Here is a 20107-nt window from a genome sequence, read left to right on the forward strand (position 1 = left end):
TCATTACTCACCAATTGGCGCTGCTTTCATAAAAGCCTTTTGAGCATGGAAAATGATATAGTGATTTGATACGGTCCCTTCATCAAAAAGTTCATTAACAAACTGTGAAACAGACAATGCAGCGAATTTATTTGTAATAACGCGCTGTGGTTCTGAAGCAGCTAATTCGGAACAACTTAATTGACTTGGAGCTGTTTCTTTTTCTTTAAAAGCATCTGGAAATAGGTCTCCTAGCGGCGGGAGAATAACCTCTCCATTTCGTTTAATACTTGGCCATTATACCCGCTATTTTTATAGTCCTTTAATTGCTGTGGAGTCCAATGCTTCTTGTCTATCTCTCTCCAATTAGTTGGTACTGTTACTGCTGTATTACCTACATCAATATAGATTAGATTTTCACATTGATTAAAGTATTGATGGAATACTTCCCTAGAGAACATGTTATCAACTGCCCCTATGAGAATAGGTAAATACAAATAGTTATCGTCCGCTTCCTTCTCTAAGATTTTATATTTGTTTTTATATAGTGAACCTAGCGTCTCTATGTCTTCAATATAACTCGAAGTAAATGAGCTTATATTTACTTTATGAGGTTTCTTGTATGCAGCAGTATACCGATCTCTAAGTACATCAGCTTTGTATTTACCAATGTCCTGTAGAACAAAGTGTTGGTTACCTAGATTCTTTGATTCAACAACATCCGGATCAGCAGCAACTATTTCACCATTTAATTTAAAGATACTAACCATTTGTGCAATACTTTGGAGAATTAAACTTCCATTTGCTCCAGTGCCTACTACTACAATATGTGGTACGATCTTCTTTCCTTCTGCGATATCGATAATAATACTCATTTTATATATCCTCCTAATTTTATTTTGAAAGTGTATTCTCTAAGTTTTTTAGATATGGAATTGATAAATTTGTAATCCTATGCACGGTATACAAGTCAAATGAATGCATCAATAGTATCGATGCAGCATGATCGATTCCGTCCTCTTGCACAATGAATACAACATATTGGAGTAAATTCAACTGCACAACAAGCGTATTTACATATTCTTGATGTGAGTTTAAATCAATATGAGTATTCTTGCTCTGTCCTTCTAATGCTTCATATATGTACTTCATCTCTAACTTGCACATAAATTGAAATAGCTTGTAGTCATAATGTGGTTCCTCTAAAACACATTCATTTTTTGTAAGAAATAACAAGTAATGCTTTATCTTTGTAAGCATCGATACGTGAATTGTTTTTAATATTGTCATAATAAAGAAGGAGACATGAATATATGTCTCCTTTACGCCCCCTTTGTAAATTTATTTTAGAAACTCAATCCCACTTAAATCATAATCTTCGCTAACTCCTTTAACGGAATACTCACCTGCAAATATGAGATTTGGGTGAATAGAGTGGAAGGTATTTGCTATGCATGTCCGTACACGTAGTTCAGGGAATACATCCTCAATTCTTCCAACAATTCCATAAAGTATAGGTGCACGTTCGCTTTGGTCATCTATATCACTTGGTTCAGCTGAGTAACGATGGTGGCTATGTAATTCCATTACCTTCATAGCAATACACTGCATCTCTATATTTGTTTCTGGAATTACTAGATCCAGTGAAACCTTTTGGTTTGGAAAGTCCATGAAATAGCCTCGTTTTCTGCTGTAATAAATATCGGCATGTACCTCACATTCAAACTTACGAGAAAAACCTTGTGCGATGACTATAAAATCCATAAGTATTACTCTAGGAATTTCTCCACCAGGTAATAGATGATTTTTCCAAGCGGCAAAAGAATAGGGACAATCCAGAATTGGTTGTCCCTCTACGTTACTTGCTCCTTTTGGTCCGATAGTTAAAATCGGAATTAGTGCATTTGTATCCTCATCAAATTTAATGACAGTTAAATCTTTAACAAATGAGGGACAACGGTGCTCTAATTTTACGCGAATGTCCTCTGTTTCTATTTTTCTTACATTTGTAGAATCTCCATTTTGAACTGCGATTCCATGTGTAATTTCTTCCTCTGTGAACCAATCAACTAACGGTATATCTCCAAATACTTCGTGACGAACAACCGTTTTTGTATTGATCTTATTTAGACAATCTGTAGCATTTGAAGCCTTAGCTTTCTTGCTCGTCGTTGTCTTATTCTTTGCTTTTTCTTTTTTCTCTTCCTTTTTAGCAGTGGCTTGCTCTGAAGCAGCTTTTTTCACTGGTACTGTTGTTTCCTCTACTTCTTTTTCCATATCAAAAAAATCGAATAAGTTATTCATAATAAAAAAATCCTCCTGGTATGTTTGTTTATATAAAATCCTGCTATATTTTAAAAAGTCATTTTTGATTCTATTAGAATGGAATCATCGAAACTTTGGTTTTCAAATCGTTTAAATAACTCTCCTACTAGTTCTGTATGATTATGTGTAAGGTCATGGTTGAATGAACTTGCAAAGAATAAAACATGAAATGTTTCTAAATCTTTTAAAGTCCGGAATTCAGGAATCATAACTCTACCAGTACATACAGATCCATTAGCGTTAACATTTGAATAAGGAAATCGATAAAGTTTCATTCCTTCTTCTAACGCCGTGTCTTCTTTTACAGCAAAGATAGAAATATTCGTAACCTTATTTTGAAACACCGTATAACGGAATAGTAGACGTGGAAAGCCTACTTGTTGAAACGGACGTTCAAAAAATTGAATATCCCATTGTGCTTTAGGAATTTCAATCCAAACAGATTGTTTGTCACCTTTTTGGGATAATACCTCATGTTTCACACAACCTTTTGGAAGAATTCCACTCGATAGGTATGTATTATCCTGTGTTTCCTGCTCCATCACTTCTTTTAAAGCCGCATAGAAGTCTTTAAATGTAACTACAGTTTCACCACGAGATAATCCGTTGTTTGACTGCTGAATCGTTACAATTCCTTTTGGCTCTAAAGCATCAAATATTGCTACTGTCTTCATTTGTTGTTTCCCCCTGCGTAAAGATTGTTTCCAATAAATCTAGTAACATCTCAAATTTATATGGTCCGTATAATGGTTCCTCGCCATAATAGAGATAAAGAGATTCTCCATCAATTTGGTAAGAATACTTTACTGGATAACAATCTAGTAATTTAGATATTTTTTCTTTATGATTCGGTGATATGCCATCTATTGTTTCAGCTATAGCACCCCATGTTTCCTCTGCTACTTTCTTTATTTCCTTTAATGGTATGTCGAATAGTGTAGAGAGCGTTTCATGCTCTTCTTCGTCAATAGGAAAGGCTTCTAATCCCATCTCTTCGATCATGTCCGTCCCCAATTCCACAAATTCTTCTTCATGGTCTAATTCATAAATATTCTCTTGATCCAAGTACACGGGAGAATACTGGGTTACATTAATCGAAAGCGAATGCATTCTTTTAAAGTAATGTAAGTAATGAAATTGACACGGATAAAAGCAAGATAGATTTATATGTAATAGGTTCATGGAAAGTAAGAAGATAACAATCGTATCTGTGGATTCTATGTCCTTCCAACTTAATGTTTGATTTACATCTAAAAAGTCCACACAAGTTAGGATTTTATCAATTGCCTCATGAGAGATTTTGTTAAAATCTATTTCAACATCTTTTGAAAGACTTTCTAATATATATATTTCCTCTTGGTATCGTTGTTTAATCTGTTCCAGATTTACGATGCAATGGTGTTTATTTAACCTAAGAGCATGTAAATAGTATGAAATGGAGAAATTAAGATCATAATGAAATAATTTCTTCACTAGAATTCCCCCTTAATGTGGCCTTGAAAGTCCTTTGATTTCATATAATATTCTTCTTTTTCTTCCCTTCAATAATTGCTGCAAGTCGTATTGCAATCTCATAATAATAAAGCACCCACTCATCAGATGAGTAATCCTCATAACCACCCTCTAAATGTTCGATAAGCATATAATTCGGATATTTTATACTGTCATATGAAAAGAAATTAAAATCATTTAGCACGGAATTAAAATCAGATTGTGATAAATATTTTGATCCAATACATAAGTAGTAACCAGCCGTGTTAACATAGCAGCCATCAGCAGCCATAGAAAATATATCCGAGGTTAGATGCGAATAAATGTCCTCTATACACAATGAGGGATCCTGAGAATTTTGTAGCGTCCCGTTTACAAGCTCTTCATCAGTTATGAAGGCAAAGTGACAAAACACACGAGTTTGCTCATTAAAAGATGCAAGTGACTTATATAAAAGGTCAGGATCAAAATAAAAATTTTGCTTGTGTAAATTTTGTATTTTTAAAGGAAAAGGAATGTTATACTCTTTAATTAATTTTTGTAAACGAATGATTCGAATGTACATCTCCATCTCGTTTCCATGATTAAATAAAAATTTCATTTTCTAATCCCTTCTCTTCAACCTTCTCTAGTTGTTCCATAAAAAGGTTTAGATATAATAACTCTTTTAATAGACAATCTGGTCCACCACTTATGCCAAATGTTCCAGTAGTATAAAAACGAACATGGTGGCGTATTTGCTCAAATTGCTTTCCAAATTCATCTATATGTTCTAATGGTATGTTTTCTAAATCAGGTATTTCGTTCGCAATAAATCCATTTATAATCGATTCAAAAGATTGACGAAGTTCTTGATTATTAGGAAGGACTTCTTTTGACTGTAATAAGTCAAAGAAGTCACTGTGATTCATACTCATTTGGATTCCCCCTTACACACGAACCGGTAGAATTAACTGCAGATTAGAGTTAGTTTTGTCATCTGCTCCCACTATCACAATAGGTCTCTGGTTATTTATTATTTTTATCGTGATTGCTTCAGACGGTATTGTCTGTAGTGCTTGTAACAGATATTCCACATTACAAGCAAACGTAAATGTTTCTTCTTGATCGCATGGAATTTCCACACTCGCAGTCCCTACTTGTGAGTTTTTTGGTTCAATTCTTAAAGATTTTTTTCCTTCTGAAGTAAACATTACTAATGTCGAGAATGCTGACAGCTGTTCTAGTGTATTTTGTACCTCGCTACGTTCTACAGTTACATAGATATCTGAGTAATCGGGTATCATCCTTGATGTATCAGGATATATTCCGGCTAATAATCGAGATTGATAAATAATGCTCTCTCCTCTTATAAGAAGTTGCGTGTCACTAATCAATTTCATTTCTAATTTAGATTCTCTATTAAATAGTTTTAACGCCGTTTTAAGGGATTTACTTGGTAAGATGACTTCACCATCTTTAGCAGCAGGAATATGCGTACGTTCAAAACGTAACCTCGCTAAACGATACGAATCAGTAGCAGTACATGAAAGCTCACCTTCCATGGATTTTAAATTTAAACCCGTTAAGATTATTCGTGTATCTGATACTGCAATAGCATGTAAAGTTCTACTAGCAATTTTTGCAAATTGTTCTTGTGTCATCGTTAGCCAGTCTTCTCCAGCTTCAATTTTGATTTCAGGATATTCTTCATGATCCATGGTACAAAAGCTAAATTGTTTCTTCGTATTTTCTACGATTTTCAGCTCATTGTTTGTATGCTCTAAACCGATGAATTCACTTTTGAATTTCTTAATCGTTTTAAGAACCGGAGCGGCCGCAAAAAGCACCTTCCCCGGTTCAGTACAATCCCCACTGTTTACGTTAAAGCGTGTCACTAATGTTACCGTCTCTGTACCGTCTGAACCCATTAGAATCATTCCTTTTGAATTACACTCTAATAAAACACCTTGTAATGCTGGCATTGGGCTTTTAATGTCTACAGTAGCGCTAGCTTTCTCTAATTTTTCAATAAATAAAGTACGGTTAATTTTAAAATTCATAGTAAATCCCTCCAAAAAAGTAATAAAAAAAGAACAGACCTCATATCCTGTTCATTCGTCTTCCTGCTATAAAACAAAGCTTTACGCGCTTTGTTGTTTTTTTAACTGTTCTATCAGTTGATGAATGGCTTCTGTATGATCATGAAGTAACCATTCTCTAAAGGACGTAATATCGCCGGATATATAGGTAGATAACCAGCGGTTAAGCTGTTTTTCATTCCCATGGCTAATACTTATGGCCTCATGAATCCACTGCAAACGAGTTATAATGTCCTCTAATCCACCAGTCGTTGTATCTTCGAATGTTCTAGCCTGTGCATTATGATTGTGATTATAGGCAAGTAAAACATCCCTAGATGTAATTCCTAAAGGATTAACTAGTTGTTGCATGTCACGAATTAATAACCCCAGACTTGGTTGGGCATCTGATGGTTCTTTCTGTGAATAACCTTGTTTATTCTTTTGCTGTAACATAGTAGGTGGTGTGAAATAATACCTTTTCTTTTGATAAGAAACATAGATATCATTTTTCCCCTTACTAAGTGTAGTAAGCTCTACTTTATGTGGTTTTATATTATATAAATATCTTCCCACGCCCCAAAGGACTGCTGCCCTTTTTAAGCTATTGGAAAATCCACCTTTTACAGCATTGTAATCAGATTCTTCACTTCCATCCTCTTTTAATATCCAACGTTCATTCAAAAACACTGAAATGGTACATTTCGTTGCCTTTTCACCCCATTTTTCATAAGACACTTGCCATTTATCAATACCAAAGACTTCATCAAATCGGTCCTGAATGGCCCGTGCGTCAACAAATGGAGCTACATACGCAAAAAAACGCCCGTTGCTTTCGAATGTATGTGTAATCTTCCAACCTAATTGTTCAAATGGAAATTCGGCTTGTAAACTTTCCATATTCGTCATAATAATCCCCCTACATTAATTGGTATTTCGAATCTGGGTGAATCCCCTTTTTCTTTCGAAATTCATCAATCATTTCACAAATAATCCCTCTATTTTCATGAAGCAGCCAATCCTCATAGGAAGTAATATTCTTTCCCGATTGAATGGATAAGCGCTGATTCAACACTTCTATACTTGTATGACTGATATTCCTTGCTGCATAAATGAGACTTAAGCTTACTTTCAAGTCCCTTAAATCAGAAATAGTAATATCTTTAAATGTCGTAGCTTTCGTATTGAAGTTTTTATTGTGCGCTTGCAGCATTGATACAGAACTGATCCATAAAGAGTTAGCTAGTTCTTTAATTTCTTCAATAATGTCATGTAAATGAGCATCATTTTGCAATTTTCTTTGTGATTTTTTCATGATGTTTCCCCCTAAGTAATAAAATAATTGCCTAAAGTGCTGGCTATACAATAACTCCAAACTTGAAGACAACACAAAAAGGGCTTCTTCAAGTCGATTAAAAATGTGCATAGCAAAAAAAGCTATATATACACTAATCGGCTCAAAGAAGCCCTTTCATAAATGAAACAAGACGCAACTTGCTTCTACAACTCAACCACAACACAATAAGGTGTGGGAATAAACGGAATCAATTAAACAATAAATATATTTGTATATTAAACTATCTTTATTTTTAATGCAAGTCAAAAAGAGGGAAACGGCGTAACACTCTTTGATCAGCAATATATTAGTTCCTTTCACAACCCCACTTATTTTAACTAAGAAAAACAGTTACCTTTGAAAAAATCTTCAATAATTAGAATTTGGGTAGTGCTCACTAAATATTCCTCGTCTATCTTCATTATTCTTTTGCTAGTTGTTAATATTCCTTTTTCTAATTCTAATATTCTATCTAATAAAAGAAATGGATAATGGATTTTAAAACATTTTTTATTAATTTTTAAGTATATTAAATTTAATTTCGGTCAGAATATTTATGGGCGAACTTTTATAGACTAGGGCAGGCAATCGCCTCTTATTAACATATAGATAGGGGGTGAGACTATGGATAAAAGAGATTTGAGAAATGTTACTTCTGTAGAAGAATTATCTAAAATGACGGTTGAAGATCTTTTGACTGTAAGTGGTTGTACATTATGTACTCAAACTTGTGGTACTACGACACATATAGAAGAAGAATAATATTTCACATATTTTCAATAACCTGCCCTAGTTCAAAAGGAGAGGTTTTATGACAAACCCTATTCAAGAAGCTCTTGCTGATATGGAATTGAAGTTTGAAGGTCCATGGATATTCCTATCTCCAAGTGGTAGTACGTACCCACGTCAAGGATGGAAACTACATATTTCGGCAACGGAAAGTTCAGCCTTAACTGTACTCAAAAAGGTTTTACCAATTCTTAAGCGTGGTAATTATTCTTTTAAAGTAGCAGCTAGTCTAAAAGAACTTGGCAAAATTAACGATGTTAATGGTCAACGTAGCCAAGCAGGTAAGTTTATAACCGTTTATCCACCGAACGAAGAAAAAGCAATCTCTCTTGCTGCTGAACTGGATGAAGTCACTCAAGGACTCGAAGGACCTCGTATTCCTTCTGATCGATCTTTACATCCAGATAGTTTAATTCATTATCGATTTGGTGCTTTTACTCCATCATATCTAGTTGATAATGAAGGTATAGTAACACCTGCTGTATTCCATCCTGATGGACATCTAATCCCTGATTTACGCCTTCCTTGGTATTCACAGCCTGAATGGATTAGTGATGACCCATTTGTAAAAGCTGGAATAGCTTTAAAATATATTCCAGAGCAAGGTCCAATTGGACAACGTTACCGTGTATTTGAGTGCTTACGCCAAGCTAGTCGTGGAGGTATATATTTAGCCGAAGATAAGCAAACAGGATTACAGGTAGTAATTAAGGAGGCTCGGAAGCACATAGGTATCGATAGGTTTGGTCGTGATGTACGTGAAAGGTTGCGTTATGAATTTAAGTTGCTAGATAAATTCTCCTCATCCCCTTTGACTCCAAATCCATATGATTTTTTTGAGCAAGAAGGCAATCTCTATGGAGTTATGGAGTATATAGAAGGGACCTCTTTACGTAATCATGTTAAAGATTTACGTAATAGTGGAAGGTATATGTTTATTAACCAAGTGGTAGAACTAGGCAAGGAAATGCTAGAGATAATTGACTTTTTTCATAAAAATAATATTGTATTACGTGATTTTACTCCTAATAATCTAATTTACACCGCAAGTGGCCTCCGATTAGTTGATTTAGAAGGAGCTTGTGAACAAGAAATGTCGAATCACCCTTTCTATGTTTATACTCCAGGCTATGGTTTAAAAGTACGTTCTAACCAACCAAATATGACTGAAGATTTGTTCAGTTTCGGAGCGACACTTTTTCTGGTCATCACTGGTCATGATCCGTATCTTCCAAATGATCACCGCCCACTTATATCTAGATTAATAGAGCTACTTAAGCAAATACGCCCTGAAACTCCTGATGCCTTGGTGAACCTTATTTCTGGCTGTCTTTCAAATCAATTCACTAATGTGGAGGAGGTAAGGTCTGTATTTAAAGATGAAATACCAAATAATTCTGGTCACCCAATAGAATTAGCGAAAGGAGTAGGTGATTATATATGCCGCATTATAAAGCCCGAAGATCCTAATCGCCCTTGGCCAGCAAATTTCGGAATTCACTCTGTGCCTACTAACCTACATAATGGCACAGCAGGTATTGGGCTTTTCCTTAAAGAATTGTATAATGCTACTGGTTGGAGTCATTATAGAGAATCTGCAGAGGCTGCAGGGGAATGGATTCTTAACCGGATTAATTCTCCTAAGCACTTACAACATCCAGGTCTATACTTTGGCGATGCTGGAGCGGCATGGTTTCTTTGGCGTTTAGGATGGAAAGAAGAATCGAAAAAATTGACTAAACAAATTGCATCCTTACCATTGCCTAGTACTGACATAACCCATGGAGCTGCTGGAGTGGGACTTTTATATTTATTAGTAGGTGATATAGAGAAAGCACAGGCTACAGGGGATGAGTTACTAACCCAAGAATCTAACTGTTCCTATTACGGATTTGGTCATGGTATTGCCGGAATTGGTTATTTTCTACTGGAACTTTTTAAGGAAACAGGAAAAGAACGATTCTATAATTATGTTATAAAAATTGCTGGAAAATTAATAGACGCTGCTCAACCATTACCACACTGTAGTGGGTGGTCTTGGCCGCACTGGTGTCACGGTGCTTCAGGAGTTGGCTTGTTTTTTCTACGATTACATACTGAGAGTGGGGATTCTATTTATGCAGATGCAGCGGAACGGGCAGGTCTTGCTACATACTATGGTAGTCGTAGTGGTTCACCTGTTCAGTGCCACGGTATAGCTGGTAATGCTGAATTTTTACTTGATCTTTATCAAGCAAGTGGTGAGTCAATGTGGCTTAATCGTGCTCATGAACTTGCAAGAATTTTAGATGCAATGTCAGTTTATCGTGAGAATGTGAAACTTTGGCCTGGTGATGATGGAGAAACTTTAACTCCAGAGTTAATGACTGGGTATTCAGGTGTAGCAGCCTTCTTATTACGTCTGAGTAATCCTGACACCTTTAAAAGATTAATGGAGGTAAAATCATGAATGCCTGTGAAGTTCTTGATGTACTTAATTCCTCTGTTGAGGTTGATAAGGAAAATGTAGATCGCCTTGTTAGGCATTATACTAAACTTTATCAGACTGCATCCGATCCAATAACTGTGGCACGAGCAGCAACAAATCTTGGCTTTGCGCTTACCTTTGTGCCAAGTGCTATTTTCTCTGAATTATTAGAGTATGTAAAAACAGGATTAAATGGCCTTACTAATACTGTTGAAAGAGCGAGAGTTCATTTTGAATTAGGACAATTGTTTACTCGAACCCGAAAGGATGTTCTCTACGAACAGGCACGGAAACACTATCATGTGGCTTTAACTGAGCTAAAACAGGCAAACCTAAAGGATTCCAGTATTGGTGCTTCTATTCTAAATGGGCTAGCCCTGTTGTCTTATTTAGAGGGGCGGTATGATGAAGCATTAAGATTAGAAAAACAGGCACTTCTTTCACTTTTTTGCCTTCCAGAGAGACCAGAAATTTGGCAGCAACGAATGGTAATAGCTTTACATACAGGGGATGTTTATCGAAAAAAGCTATTTGAGTATGACAATGCTCAGCATTATTATCAGTTGGCTTTAAACTGTTCCAAGCATACAGGTAATCCAAAGGATGTTATTCTAGTTCAGGAATCTTTAAAATCTGTAGAAGATTGCAGGAGTAGTAATAATGAGAATTAATCTTTATAAAATAACAGAAAATTGAAAGGGAAACTCAATAATGTTTCTCTTTTTTGTTTGCACGATTGTGTCTAGAGATATGAAGGGCATGCTATATTTTGGAGAGATGAGTTTAACCTGAGAGGTACTAGTGTATTCAAAAAATGAACTGTTTTTCTGTTACTTTCAACAAGAAGAAATTTAAAGAAATTACCTAGAATTCCCCCGATATGTCTGTATTTAATTGTTAATGAATCAACGTTGGAGCTTAATTACTGTATAATAAGGGGGCATGCAACCTCCTTTTCCTATAAAAAGGACTTTTTATGGAATAATATTATTTACGGATTTAAACACCTTTTAGATGGTACGGCATACGACCATTGCTAAAAACATCCCCTACACATATTGTCCAAAGACTCGTTTCTATTTCAGTTACACTATTCATTATATATTCTCCTCTGCAGATTAATAAAAAAAGACATTGAACAAATATGCCCAATGTCTTTCTCCCTCTTATATACTTGTTAATTCAAAGTACAATTTTTCTGGTTTTCCATACATGTTAAGTTCATTTTGATATACGATAGCTAATCGCTGAGACATCTCAATGCTTTCCACATAGGATAAGGAAGCAGCTGCTTCGATTTTTTCTTTAATTTCATTAGGAATGATTGAATAAGATAAGTTATCCATTTTACTTCCTAATTTAGTATCTGTACCAGCTTGATAATAAATTTCTGTAATTAAGACCTCATTATCATCTGGATCATACATATATCCTCGGTTAACTGTAATCATATTATAGTACTCCTCTCAGGTTTTCATTTTCTATTTCCTTGTGCTTTTAGCATTGCAACAAGTAACTTAATTCTATATAAATACCCTAGTTCTTATTTTTCACATTCTATTCCTTATCTACTTTACTACAAATTAGGCATTACTCTCTTTCTTTACAGTCAAATTCAAAAATCTTTAACAATAGTAAAAGACGATAAAGACCTGGTAAGTGTTTTTCTCCATAATAGATATATAATTCCTTTAATTCTTCTTTATAAGCAAATTGTATACCTAAATGGGTAGGAAGTTCCTCTAGTATCCTTGTGTTCTCCAACTCTATGTTTTGAATAATCTCAATAACAGTATGTGGGGATTCTTTTAAAATAGCTTTTAATGTCTCATAAGACATACGAAACAGTTCGCTACATTCTATTGCTCTTCTTTTATCATACTCTACTCGTTTTAGTTCTTCTTCCGTAGGCGGTATAGTAGAAGGTCTTCTATATTCAGATTTTACTACCTCTCTTTTGGATTCCATTGTTTTAATAAAAAAGTGGCCCCATTCTTGGATACGATCTTCTATTTCGCATGGATTCCCATATTGGTATTCAAAACTTCTTCTTTGAAATTCGAAATCACAGTCATCGTCACAATCATGATAATCGAGTTCCATAATAAAGTCCCTATAATCATAATAGTCGACATCGAAGTCTTTCATTCTATCCCCAATCATACCTACAGTATCTTGAAAAATAGTAATTTCACGACTTCTAATTGGTTCAGTGATTTCTTTCTTTTGAAAAATTGATATAATTTCCCCTAGTGATAATGCTGGTTTATCTAAAGTAATTGCATGTTTATATTTCATCTAATCATCCTCTTTTCCAAATAAAAAAAGCACAAATTGTGTGCTGTTCTCATCTAGCATATTATTAGCCCCGAAGGTCTATGTAGCAGTGATTCCTAACTCGAAGACAACACAAAAAGGGCTTCTTCAGGTCGATTAAAAATGTGTATAGCAAAAAAAGCTATATATACACTAATCGGCTCAAAGAAGCCCTTTCAAAAATGAAACAAGACGCAACTTGCTTCTACAACTCAACCACAACACAAAAAAGGTGTGGGAATAAACGGAATCAATTAAACAATAAATATAGTTATATATTAATCTATTTTTATATCGTATTCAATTGTTTTGAACAAATAAAAATAAGAAGGGAGATTATATGTAGTTGTTTTATGTACCATATAATAATGCCTCTGTATCTACGTTTATAACTCCCCACTTATTTTCAGTTCTTGGTGTTACTTCATGTACTGCATTTCAAAATAAAGTTTTTCTGGCTTTTGATTCTGGTCTAAATAACAAAGTATTTCTGGAATGGTTTGTTCGTCTACTTCCATACTTTCCATATAAGACATACTTTCGCTTTCTTGAACTTTTTTAAAAATGGAAGTAGGTAGTTTTTCTGCAGCAAACACACTCATTTTGCTGCCTAACTTTTGGTCGGATGCAGCGTTGTAGAAAATTTCGTTCACAATGACCTCATTATCATCTGGATCACACATGTACCCTCGTTGTATACGTAGCAATGCTTTACCCCTTTCAAATATATTCCTTTACACAAATGGTTATATTTGTATATATTGTTATTTTGTATAAAGGTGTCAAAGAATATTATTTCGTAAAATCCGTAATTTGTATAGGGGCAGATACAGGATAATTAGTTTTCTTAAGTTCTTTTTGAATATTTCTTGATATTGAGTAAGGGAAAAATAATGATGTATGTAGAAAATAATAAATCGTTCTTGATAAGACTTCAGATATATTCGCTATTCACTTTTTAATAAAATGAAATTTAATGATCCTTAGTATACCAATTATTATTAGGTTAAATACTATTATGGTAGTAATTTGTGACTGCTACAAATATTAGCATTTGGAGGTAATTATGAATACTGAAAATAAAGATCTGCTGGAACCATTTTCTTGGACAGCATTTGCAGTTTCAATTGCTGTTGGCATTATTAAAGATTTAGCTGGAGACTATATAAAAAAGACGTTTCTTAATAACGATATAAATTTTGAGGGTATTTTTAAACAAGCGATTGAGGAAATATGCTCATATATTGATGCGAAAATAGATGAAGCTTTTTTGAAACAATATATTAGTGCATGTGAGCACCTTAGGAAGCAATTGAAGTACTATGCCGATACTAAAGATGAAGCCATATTAATGGCGGCTCAAATATACGCTTCAGAATTAGTGGAAAACTTTAAGTCCTATGATATAAAAGGATTTGGTGGATTAGTTATTGCATGTAATTTACACTTACTTACTTTAAAGGCGCTTTCAGAGATACCAGGTAAAGAAGAGTGGAGAGTTCCCTTTGAAGATACATGTAAGGATTATGTTGATATTTTGGAAGAATCGTTGAGTTTATATGTAGAATCTTTTAAGAAAGCATATTCTAAGACTTATATAAAAATTGAGACAATGGGAAATGAAATGTATGTATTTCATAAAGGAGAAAGAGTTGCTACTTGCTTGTATGCTTTTGGACCATGTATTGAGAAAGCGAAAAAAATAGTAGAAGATTCTCCAAATGAGCATATACCATATATCAAATGTAAAGAAATGATACAAACATATAGAGAATTTAAAGTCCCGATTGCCTATCAAAATTTATTATTTAACCAAAATGTTATAAAGTATTTAAATTAAAAGAGAGAGGATAGAAAAATTAAGATTTTATGTGACTTTTAATAAAGCGTACAAAATTTTATAAGTAATATAAGATTTTGTAAAAGCGCAAACAAGCCATCTTTGAAGCGACAGCTTGTAAAGATGGCTTAGTTTGTTGTAAATAACTTTGTATTTAATTGCTTAATCTCCCCTTCTGCAAGAGGCTGATAGAATGCATGTTGTAATCCTTGTACATGTAAGGTCTCCCCTATACATAATAAAACTCTACCAGGAATTAAATCTAATAATAGTTCTTTATTAATACGTTGTGCTTGCTGAATAGTAGAAACATATATAACTAAGATTGTAGGGTTATTCCCCAAACCCCTCATGATAATATCTTTACCTGACTCTACGAAATCTTTCCATCTAGCAATAATCATTTTCAAGCGATCCTTTTTATCTGTTAATAGCGTGGAGTATACAACAAAATTAAACTCTTGATTTACTCCGGCTTGCACTGCAAAACTTAAAGGAGGGGTAAAAACCCCTTTACTAATGGATGGATGCATAATATGCCCTAAAAAGGATGGAGCATAGCGTAGATGGCAGAGCAGATCTATATCATGCCAATAACGTAGGTGAACATATTTACCGTGATTATCAATTCGCTCTGGAGCAAAGAAAAACATATTTCCTTGCCAGTATTTTAATAGCTTATAGCCATTATCGGATAACGTATATGTTTCTTCAAAGATCTCCATATCAAAATTCTCCACTTGCCATTTTTCAATTAGACGATAGTAAAGTAATCCTTGAAGTGCATCATTTATTTTCTTACGTGAATATTTATCCTTGAATAAATATAATAAATGATTAAATCGAACAGATGTATGAACACCAATGAAAGCAAGTACGGCATACTGTTCTTCTGTTAAACGCTGCTTAAACTTAACCAATTCGTCATAAGAATGGAATACATAGGTTTTATCCAGTTCATGTATTCGATATATTTGAAGTCCTTGTACATCCTCATTTGATAAATGAGGAATAGAAGGAACATAAGTAGATAATTGTTTCTCTATTGTACGCATAGTCATCCATTAAAATTGGAAAATTGACGAATTAGATTTTTTACTTTGTCCCTGCGGATAATTTAGGATACGCACTGTTCCTTTTCTATTTTTGGCGTCGATATTAAGCAGCTCACATGTAACAATCGTTTGATTTTTTGCATCTTCTACAGTTGGATTGGCAAGATTACGGCTCTTAAGTCCTTTAAACTGAATTCCTGGTGCAACCTCTACAAAAATACCCGCAATTGCATCTACCCCTACTATTTTACCTACAAAGCGATCACGGCGTTTCTTTAGTTCTAACAGTTTTTCAATTGGATCTGTTTCTAGTTTCTTTTTATTTCCTCTAAATTCATAACGGCCATCCTTTTCCACTACTTTATCGATGATAAGTTCTATAACATCACCAATGACGATATCCTCTGGACGAACGAATGAATAGGACCAGTGTGAGTACCTTACCCCTACTGTTACACCATGAATTTCAACTAAGACAGTTTGTGCAGAAGGGATATGTCCTGAAACGGTTCCTGTATATACCTTATTGCCCTCTTGTGCTGTTACTTCTTCATATAATCTTTTTTGAAGTGACAATTCCCCTGCTGTGATAGATACAACAGCAAAATTGCCTTCTTCAGTTTTCTGGAAGTGTTCAATAATAACAGGCTTTGTTCTACCCACTAGCCATTGAGGATTTTTAGGAACATTTATACCTGCCTCTGTAATAGGGCAATATGCTGTTGTATGAGTACCAATCTGCATTGTAAGCACTTGTATACGCTCAGACTTTCCGTTTTTAGTCGGGAATAGTTTTTCGGATACGACTGTAATCAAGCCTTTCCCTACAGTACGCTCACGTTTCATACGAGCTAATTCTTCGAGTTCATGATCACGAACTCGCTCAAATTGATTAAAGTTTGTTTCTAGCAGTGTGTCACCTTGCGGATTCGCTGATTCAAAAGCCATTCCAAGTTCTTCTACAGTTTGAGTGTTTGTCTTATCTTCTGCCATTATAGGTTCCTCCTAGAACGTAAAAAAGGACACACCTGTACCGTTGGGATGGTACGTAAGGTGTGTCCTTCACGTAAAATATTGTTTATTTATATAGTTGTTAATATAAATATAATGGTATTTTTACTCAAATGCAAGAATAATTTTAGATTGATTACAAGTGGATTTTTTGGGTTCTAATTATAGCAGTCATATCAAGCTTATCCTTCATGTACATTAATTAAAAATGTGATGTTCGTAATTCCCGATTTATATGTGCGTTTTCACTACGCATTTTAAGATTTTTAACTGCCCATTCATCAATGCCAAAATATCTACATAATCCATTAAGAATACATTTCTCTAAAATTAAAGCACAAAGTTCAGCCAATAATATTACATCTCTCATTTGAATTTTAAATTTATCTTTTATTAAATCATAGGAAATGCTTATTTTTAGTTTTCTACCAAGCTGTAAGATATCCCTATCATACTTATTATTTCTATGTACAATATTATCTCTAAATCTCAGCCAAAAAGTAAGTAACTGGTGATTTCTTGTTCCGATAATGAAATTTTTTTCTCTATCATCTATACATTTCTCAAAGAAATTAAGGTACTCATTCATGACAGAATTAGACAGGTCTAATTCTCGGGGGAGATTAGAATCAAACTTAGTGAGTACATCAAACAAACTTGCTAATGTTTCCTCTAGTCTGCTTAATAGTAACACAAGTGTTGAGGCAGCAGATGTTTCTATTTCGAATTCCCTCTTTTTTACCTCATTATACTTGATGGGGCCTTGTTCTAATTCTTTGGTAGTACGCTGCTCCTTTTTTTGAAAAAACTTTACAATAGATGAAAATTCATTACTAGATACCTCCATTATTTTAGTTATTTCCAATGATTGTTCAATCGGGAATTTACTCTTTTCATTTCCTAATAGTATTAAGCACATTGCTGATAGATACATCTGTTCTATTGCCTTCACTTTTATATATTCATTTTCCATTGCTTATGTTCACCCGATTCAATTTATTTAAGAAGTCATATAAATATAATAATTTATATGTAATGATTTTAAAATGTATAATTGGAATTCTCAATAAAAAAACATAGTCTCATATTTGAAACTATGCCTTTTTAGAATTTAAATTATGCAGTTTTTAGTAATACACTTTTTAAGATTGATATAGGTATTTCGGGGAAAATGTAATAAAACACCGAATCAACAATTAAAAATAAAACGATATATGAACAAATCTTTTTTTCTAAAAAACTGTATCTGTAAAACAAAAATCCCACTAATAAAGCCACACATCCTAAAATCAAACTAAACAAAAACAGTTGTCCAATGGCATGAGCAAGTAAGTTTTCGTCTATGTTTTTGAATGCCATGTGCACATCATCTATTATCTTTGGGTTACTTTTGAAGTATACACGAATTAATTTAATTGTAATTATAGTAATAGCAACCATTTTGATTCTTCTTATAAAATATTGAATTTTCCGCTTGTGTTCTGTATTCATTTAGTTCCCCCCTATTGTAGCTTTGTTTTATACTCTAGTTTTGATTGAACTCTTAAAAGAAAATCTAGAATGTCTTTTCTAAGCATATTCTGCTACCTTCTGTATATTTATCGACAGAAAATCAAAATCTAGAATGCAGTCTCACTAGATTTAATTTGAGGTTTACAAACTATTAATCAAAGAAATTGTTCAATTCCTTACTCATTACGTTAGATGTCTTTTGTTTTGGTTGCTCAATTTTATTAAGCAGCGAATGCGTAGTATTATTCTTATTTTTTTGCTGAGATTTTAAGAGCTCTTGGCGTTCTTTGTAACTCATACGTTTAGATTCAGGTTGCTTCTTATCATCTCTCGAATGATCTTCCCTATTTTTTTCTAAGTTTTCATGAACAGTAACACTAATAGATTCGTAAACTTTTGCTACATCTTCATCAAGCTTATTTTCTTCCGTATGATTAAGCGTTTCTGCGATTGGGATCGTGTTGATTTCTACATATGTTTCGTCTGAATCTGTTTTTGTAACTGGACTTGATGTAGATTCTATATTTATTTCTGCAGTTTCTATTATTGGAACGGGAAGTCCATCTGTTGGGAATTCTTCTAGCAGTGGTTCAGGCTCATCGGGAATCCTGGAATGAATGATCGAATCCGTATTCCAATCTTGCTCTAGCATAGTAATAGACAATTCTTTGTTTAGTTCTGCTACCTCCATGTTTATTTCATGGCATTCATCCATTAGAGGTGATTCTATATCTATGACTTCCACTATATCTTCGTTCACGACTGGTTCTGTTATTGCAGTGCTTATACTTTCTATATTTGTTTCCTCTTGTACGGTTCCTTTGTCTTCGCTTGGAATCGCTACTTCCTGAGAAATAGTATTGTCAGAAGTATGAGTAGTATTAACACTCGGTTCTTCTGGTATACTACTACTATTTGAAATTAATACTTTACGAGGACCATCCCCTGTGTAATAACTTACAACTAGATTTTGTTCTAACTTCTCAATATATTGCATAGCCTTCATATAGCCAATCCTGAATTTTCTTTGCAGAAGAGATGGCGAGACTTGTTGTGATTCAATAATAAATTCCTTAATTTCTTCATACAACTTATTTTCAGCCTCATCATCAATATCTCCCTGCTGGTTCATAGCTCCAGGATCATTAGGTAGAATTTCATTTTGAGACTTGTGTTCCTTATAATCCTCCAATGATACAATGTGTTGTTGCTCTTCGGTTGTTTCTATAGAGCTATTCTGTTTCATCTCATCCTCTTGTATAGGCGGCAAAGGTTGTATTTTCTTCATGTTCTCTGCGTCTACATGTTTCATAGGATTTGCTTTTGCAATAGATTCATTAATAAGACGAAGACGTTCATTTTCCCAATATTGGCCTGTTCGCTCCTCAACCTGTATGAGTGCATGTGCGAATTCTTCTTTAGGTACAAAGTTACTCGTAATTTGTTGGACAGGTTGCACATGGTTGTCTTGTACAATACGAGCTGCACAGATGAATGCACCTTGTCCCATAATATCTCCTGGTGACATAACAACTTCTTTTGCTTTCTGATAGGTTGATCCTAATCGACTAACAGGGTTGTCTTGCATAGGAGAAATCCCTTGTTCGGATTCGGATTCTTTAAATTCCTCTGTTTCACCAAACATGTCAGAGAAAATTTTCGCATCATATGGTGTTACATCACCAAATATCATCTTGTTACGGAACGAACCTAGTAAAGTAAACATATACTGCTCTATGAAATCCAAAGCTAATTGAGATAGTGTTTGACTTGCAATTGTCAGAATGACTTTATATTTACGAGATTGTGCAGGGAACTCTTTGAACGGGCGCACAAATGTGTAGCATCCTAGCCCGAGAGGGCTGGGGTAGCTACTAACCCTTACGGGTCGCGATAGGTAAAGCTTTGAAGTTATCTCTACTTTTT

General features: G+C 34.2%; 20 protein-coding genes and 2 pseudogenes. 4 read left to right on the forward strand and 18 right to left on the reverse strand.

The genetic code is table 11. The features are described 5' to 3' along the window. Positions 1–3: 3 nt before the first annotated feature. From MR169_RS17315 to MR169_RS17360, 10 genes and pseudogenes are all read right to left on the reverse strand, one after another. Positions 4–854, reverse strand: a pseudogene (locus MR169_RS17315) (ThiF family adenylyltransferase). Between the two features lie 19 nt (positions 855–873). Next, entirely contained in the window at positions 874–1269 is a 396-nt protein-coding gene (locus MR169_RS17320; protein ID WP_242319733.1) for a hypothetical protein, read from the reverse strand. Between the two features lie 51 nt (positions 1270–1320). Then, a complete protein-coding gene (locus MR169_RS17325; protein WP_242319734.1) occupies positions 1321–2283 on the reverse strand; it encodes a Mov34/MPN/PAD-1 family protein in 963 nt (320 codons plus the stop codon). Between the two features lie 50 nt (positions 2284–2333). Beyond that, positions 2334–2978 carry a prokaryotic E2 ligase family D protein gene (locus tag MR169_RS17330; RefSeq protein WP_242319735.1) on the reverse strand — a complete coding sequence of 215 codons (645 nt, stop codon included), beginning with the start codon at positions 2976–2978 and terminating at the stop codon, positions 2334–2336. Further along, on the reverse strand, positions 2956–3777 hold the full coding sequence (locus tag MR169_RS17335) for a hypothetical protein (RefSeq protein ID WP_086402640.1): 822 nt from the start codon (positions 3775–3777) through the stop codon (positions 2956–2958). The genes MR169_RS17330 and MR169_RS17335 overlap by 23 nt, the downstream gene beginning before the upstream one ends. 40 nt (positions 3778–3817) lie before the next feature. Continuing rightward, positions 3818–4396 (reverse strand): hypothetical protein, encoded by a 579-nt coding sequence (locus MR169_RS17340; RefSeq protein ID WP_242319736.1) that lies wholly within the window; start codon positions 4394–4396, stop codon positions 3818–3820. Next, positions 4380–4712 (reverse strand): hypothetical protein, encoded by a 333-nt coding sequence (locus MR169_RS17345; protein WP_003319690.1) that lies wholly within the window; start codon positions 4710–4712, stop codon positions 4380–4382. The genes MR169_RS17340 and MR169_RS17345 overlap by 17 nt, the downstream gene beginning before the upstream one ends. Positions 4713–4724: 12 nt before the next feature. Then, positions 4725–5837 carry a DNA polymerase III subunit beta gene (gene dnaN, locus MR169_RS17350; protein ID WP_242319737.1) on the reverse strand — a complete coding sequence of 371 codons (1113 nt, stop codon included), beginning with the start codon at positions 5835–5837 and terminating at the stop codon, positions 4725–4727. An 81-nt stretch (positions 5838–5918) separates the two neighbouring features. After that, on the reverse strand, positions 5919–6764 hold the full coding sequence (locus MR169_RS17355; RefSeq protein WP_242319738.1) for a Rad52/Rad22 family DNA repair protein: 846 nt from the start codon (positions 6762–6764) through the stop codon (positions 5919–5921). A gap of 10 nt (positions 6765–6774) precedes the next feature. After that, entirely contained in the window at positions 6775–7170 is a 396-nt protein-coding gene (locus MR169_RS17360) for a hypothetical protein (protein WP_242319739.1), read from the reverse strand. Positions 7171–7815: 645 nt separating this feature from the next. Between MR169_RS17360 and MR169_RS17365 the strand changes: the two genes are divergently transcribed. The 3 genes from MR169_RS17365 to MR169_RS17375 are packed head-to-tail and all read left to right on the forward strand — an operon-like array spanning position 7816 to position 11118. Continuing rightward, complete coding sequence (locus tag MR169_RS17365; protein ID WP_242319741.1) at positions 7816–7953, forward strand: hypothetical protein; 138 nt, start codon at positions 7816–7818, stop codon at positions 7951–7953. Between the two features lie 49 nt (positions 7954–8002). After that, on the forward strand, positions 8003–10429 hold the full coding sequence (lanL, locus tag MR169_RS17370) for a class IV lanthionine synthetase LanL (RefSeq protein WP_242319743.1): 2427 nt from the start codon (positions 8003–8005) through the stop codon (positions 10427–10429). Continuing rightward, positions 10426–11118, forward strand: a complete 693-nt coding sequence (locus MR169_RS17375; RefSeq protein WP_242319745.1) for a tetratricopeptide repeat protein — start codon at positions 10426–10428, stop codon at positions 11116–11118. The genes lanL and MR169_RS17375 overlap by 4 nt, the downstream gene beginning before the upstream one ends. Before the next feature lie 495 nt (positions 11119–11613). Here the strand turns inward: MR169_RS17375 and MR169_RS17380 are convergent, their stop codons facing one another. The 3 genes from MR169_RS17380 to MR169_RS17390 all read right to left on the reverse strand — a co-directional run bounded on the left by MR169_RS17380 (position 11614) and on the right by MR169_RS17390 (position 13446). Beyond that, on the reverse strand, positions 11614–11898 hold the full coding sequence (locus MR169_RS17380) for a hypothetical protein (protein WP_242319746.1): 285 nt from the start codon (positions 11896–11898) through the stop codon (positions 11614–11616). A gap of 139 nt (positions 11899–12037) precedes the next feature. After that, positions 12038–12745, reverse strand: a complete 708-nt coding sequence (locus tag MR169_RS17385; protein WP_242319747.1) for a hypothetical protein — start codon at positions 12743–12745, stop codon at positions 12038–12040. 437 nt (positions 12746–13182) lie between these two features. Continuing rightward, positions 13183–13446, reverse strand: coding sequence for a hypothetical protein (locus MR169_RS17390; RefSeq protein ID WP_242319752.1), 264 nt, complete (start codon positions 13444–13446; stop codon positions 13183–13185). Between the two features lie 383 nt (positions 13447–13829). Between MR169_RS17390 and MR169_RS17395 the strand changes: the two genes are divergently transcribed. Further along, complete coding sequence (locus tag MR169_RS17395; protein WP_242319748.1) at positions 13830–14603, forward strand: hypothetical protein; 774 nt, start codon at positions 13830–13832, stop codon at positions 14601–14603. A gap of 128 nt (positions 14604–14731) precedes the next feature. Here MR169_RS17395 and MR169_RS17400 read toward each other — a convergent pair whose 3' ends face one another. The 5 genes and pseudogenes from MR169_RS17400 to MR169_RS17420 all read right to left on the reverse strand — a co-directional run. Beyond that, positions 14732–15658, reverse strand: coding sequence for a hypothetical protein (locus MR169_RS17400; RefSeq protein ID WP_227558017.1), 927 nt, complete (start codon positions 15656–15658; stop codon positions 14732–14734). 9 nt (positions 15659–15667) lie between these two features. Continuing rightward, positions 15668–16651, reverse strand: coding sequence for an RNA-binding protein (locus tag MR169_RS17405; protein WP_242319749.1), 984 nt, complete (start codon positions 16649–16651; stop codon positions 15668–15670). Positions 16652–16871: 220 nt separating this feature from the next. Continuing rightward, entirely contained in the window at positions 16872–17642 is a 771-nt protein-coding gene (locus MR169_RS17410) for a hypothetical protein (RefSeq protein WP_242319750.1), read from the reverse strand. 143 nt (positions 17643–17785) lie between these two features. Continuing rightward, complete coding sequence (locus tag MR169_RS17415; protein WP_016078878.1) at positions 17786–18160, reverse strand: hypothetical protein; 375 nt, start codon at positions 18158–18160, stop codon at positions 17786–17788. 172 nt (positions 18161–18332) lie between these two features. Then, positions 18333–20015, reverse strand: a pseudogene (locus tag MR169_RS17420) (DNA translocase FtsK); the annotation flags it as partial. Positions 20016–20107: the final 92 nt, after the last annotated feature.

The sequence above is a fragment of the Bacillus cereus group sp. BfR-BA-01349 genome, from assembly GCF_022663795.1.
Taxonomy (GTDB): Bacteria; Bacillota; Bacilli; order Bacillales; family Bacillaceae_G; genus Bacillus_A; species Bacillus_A cereus.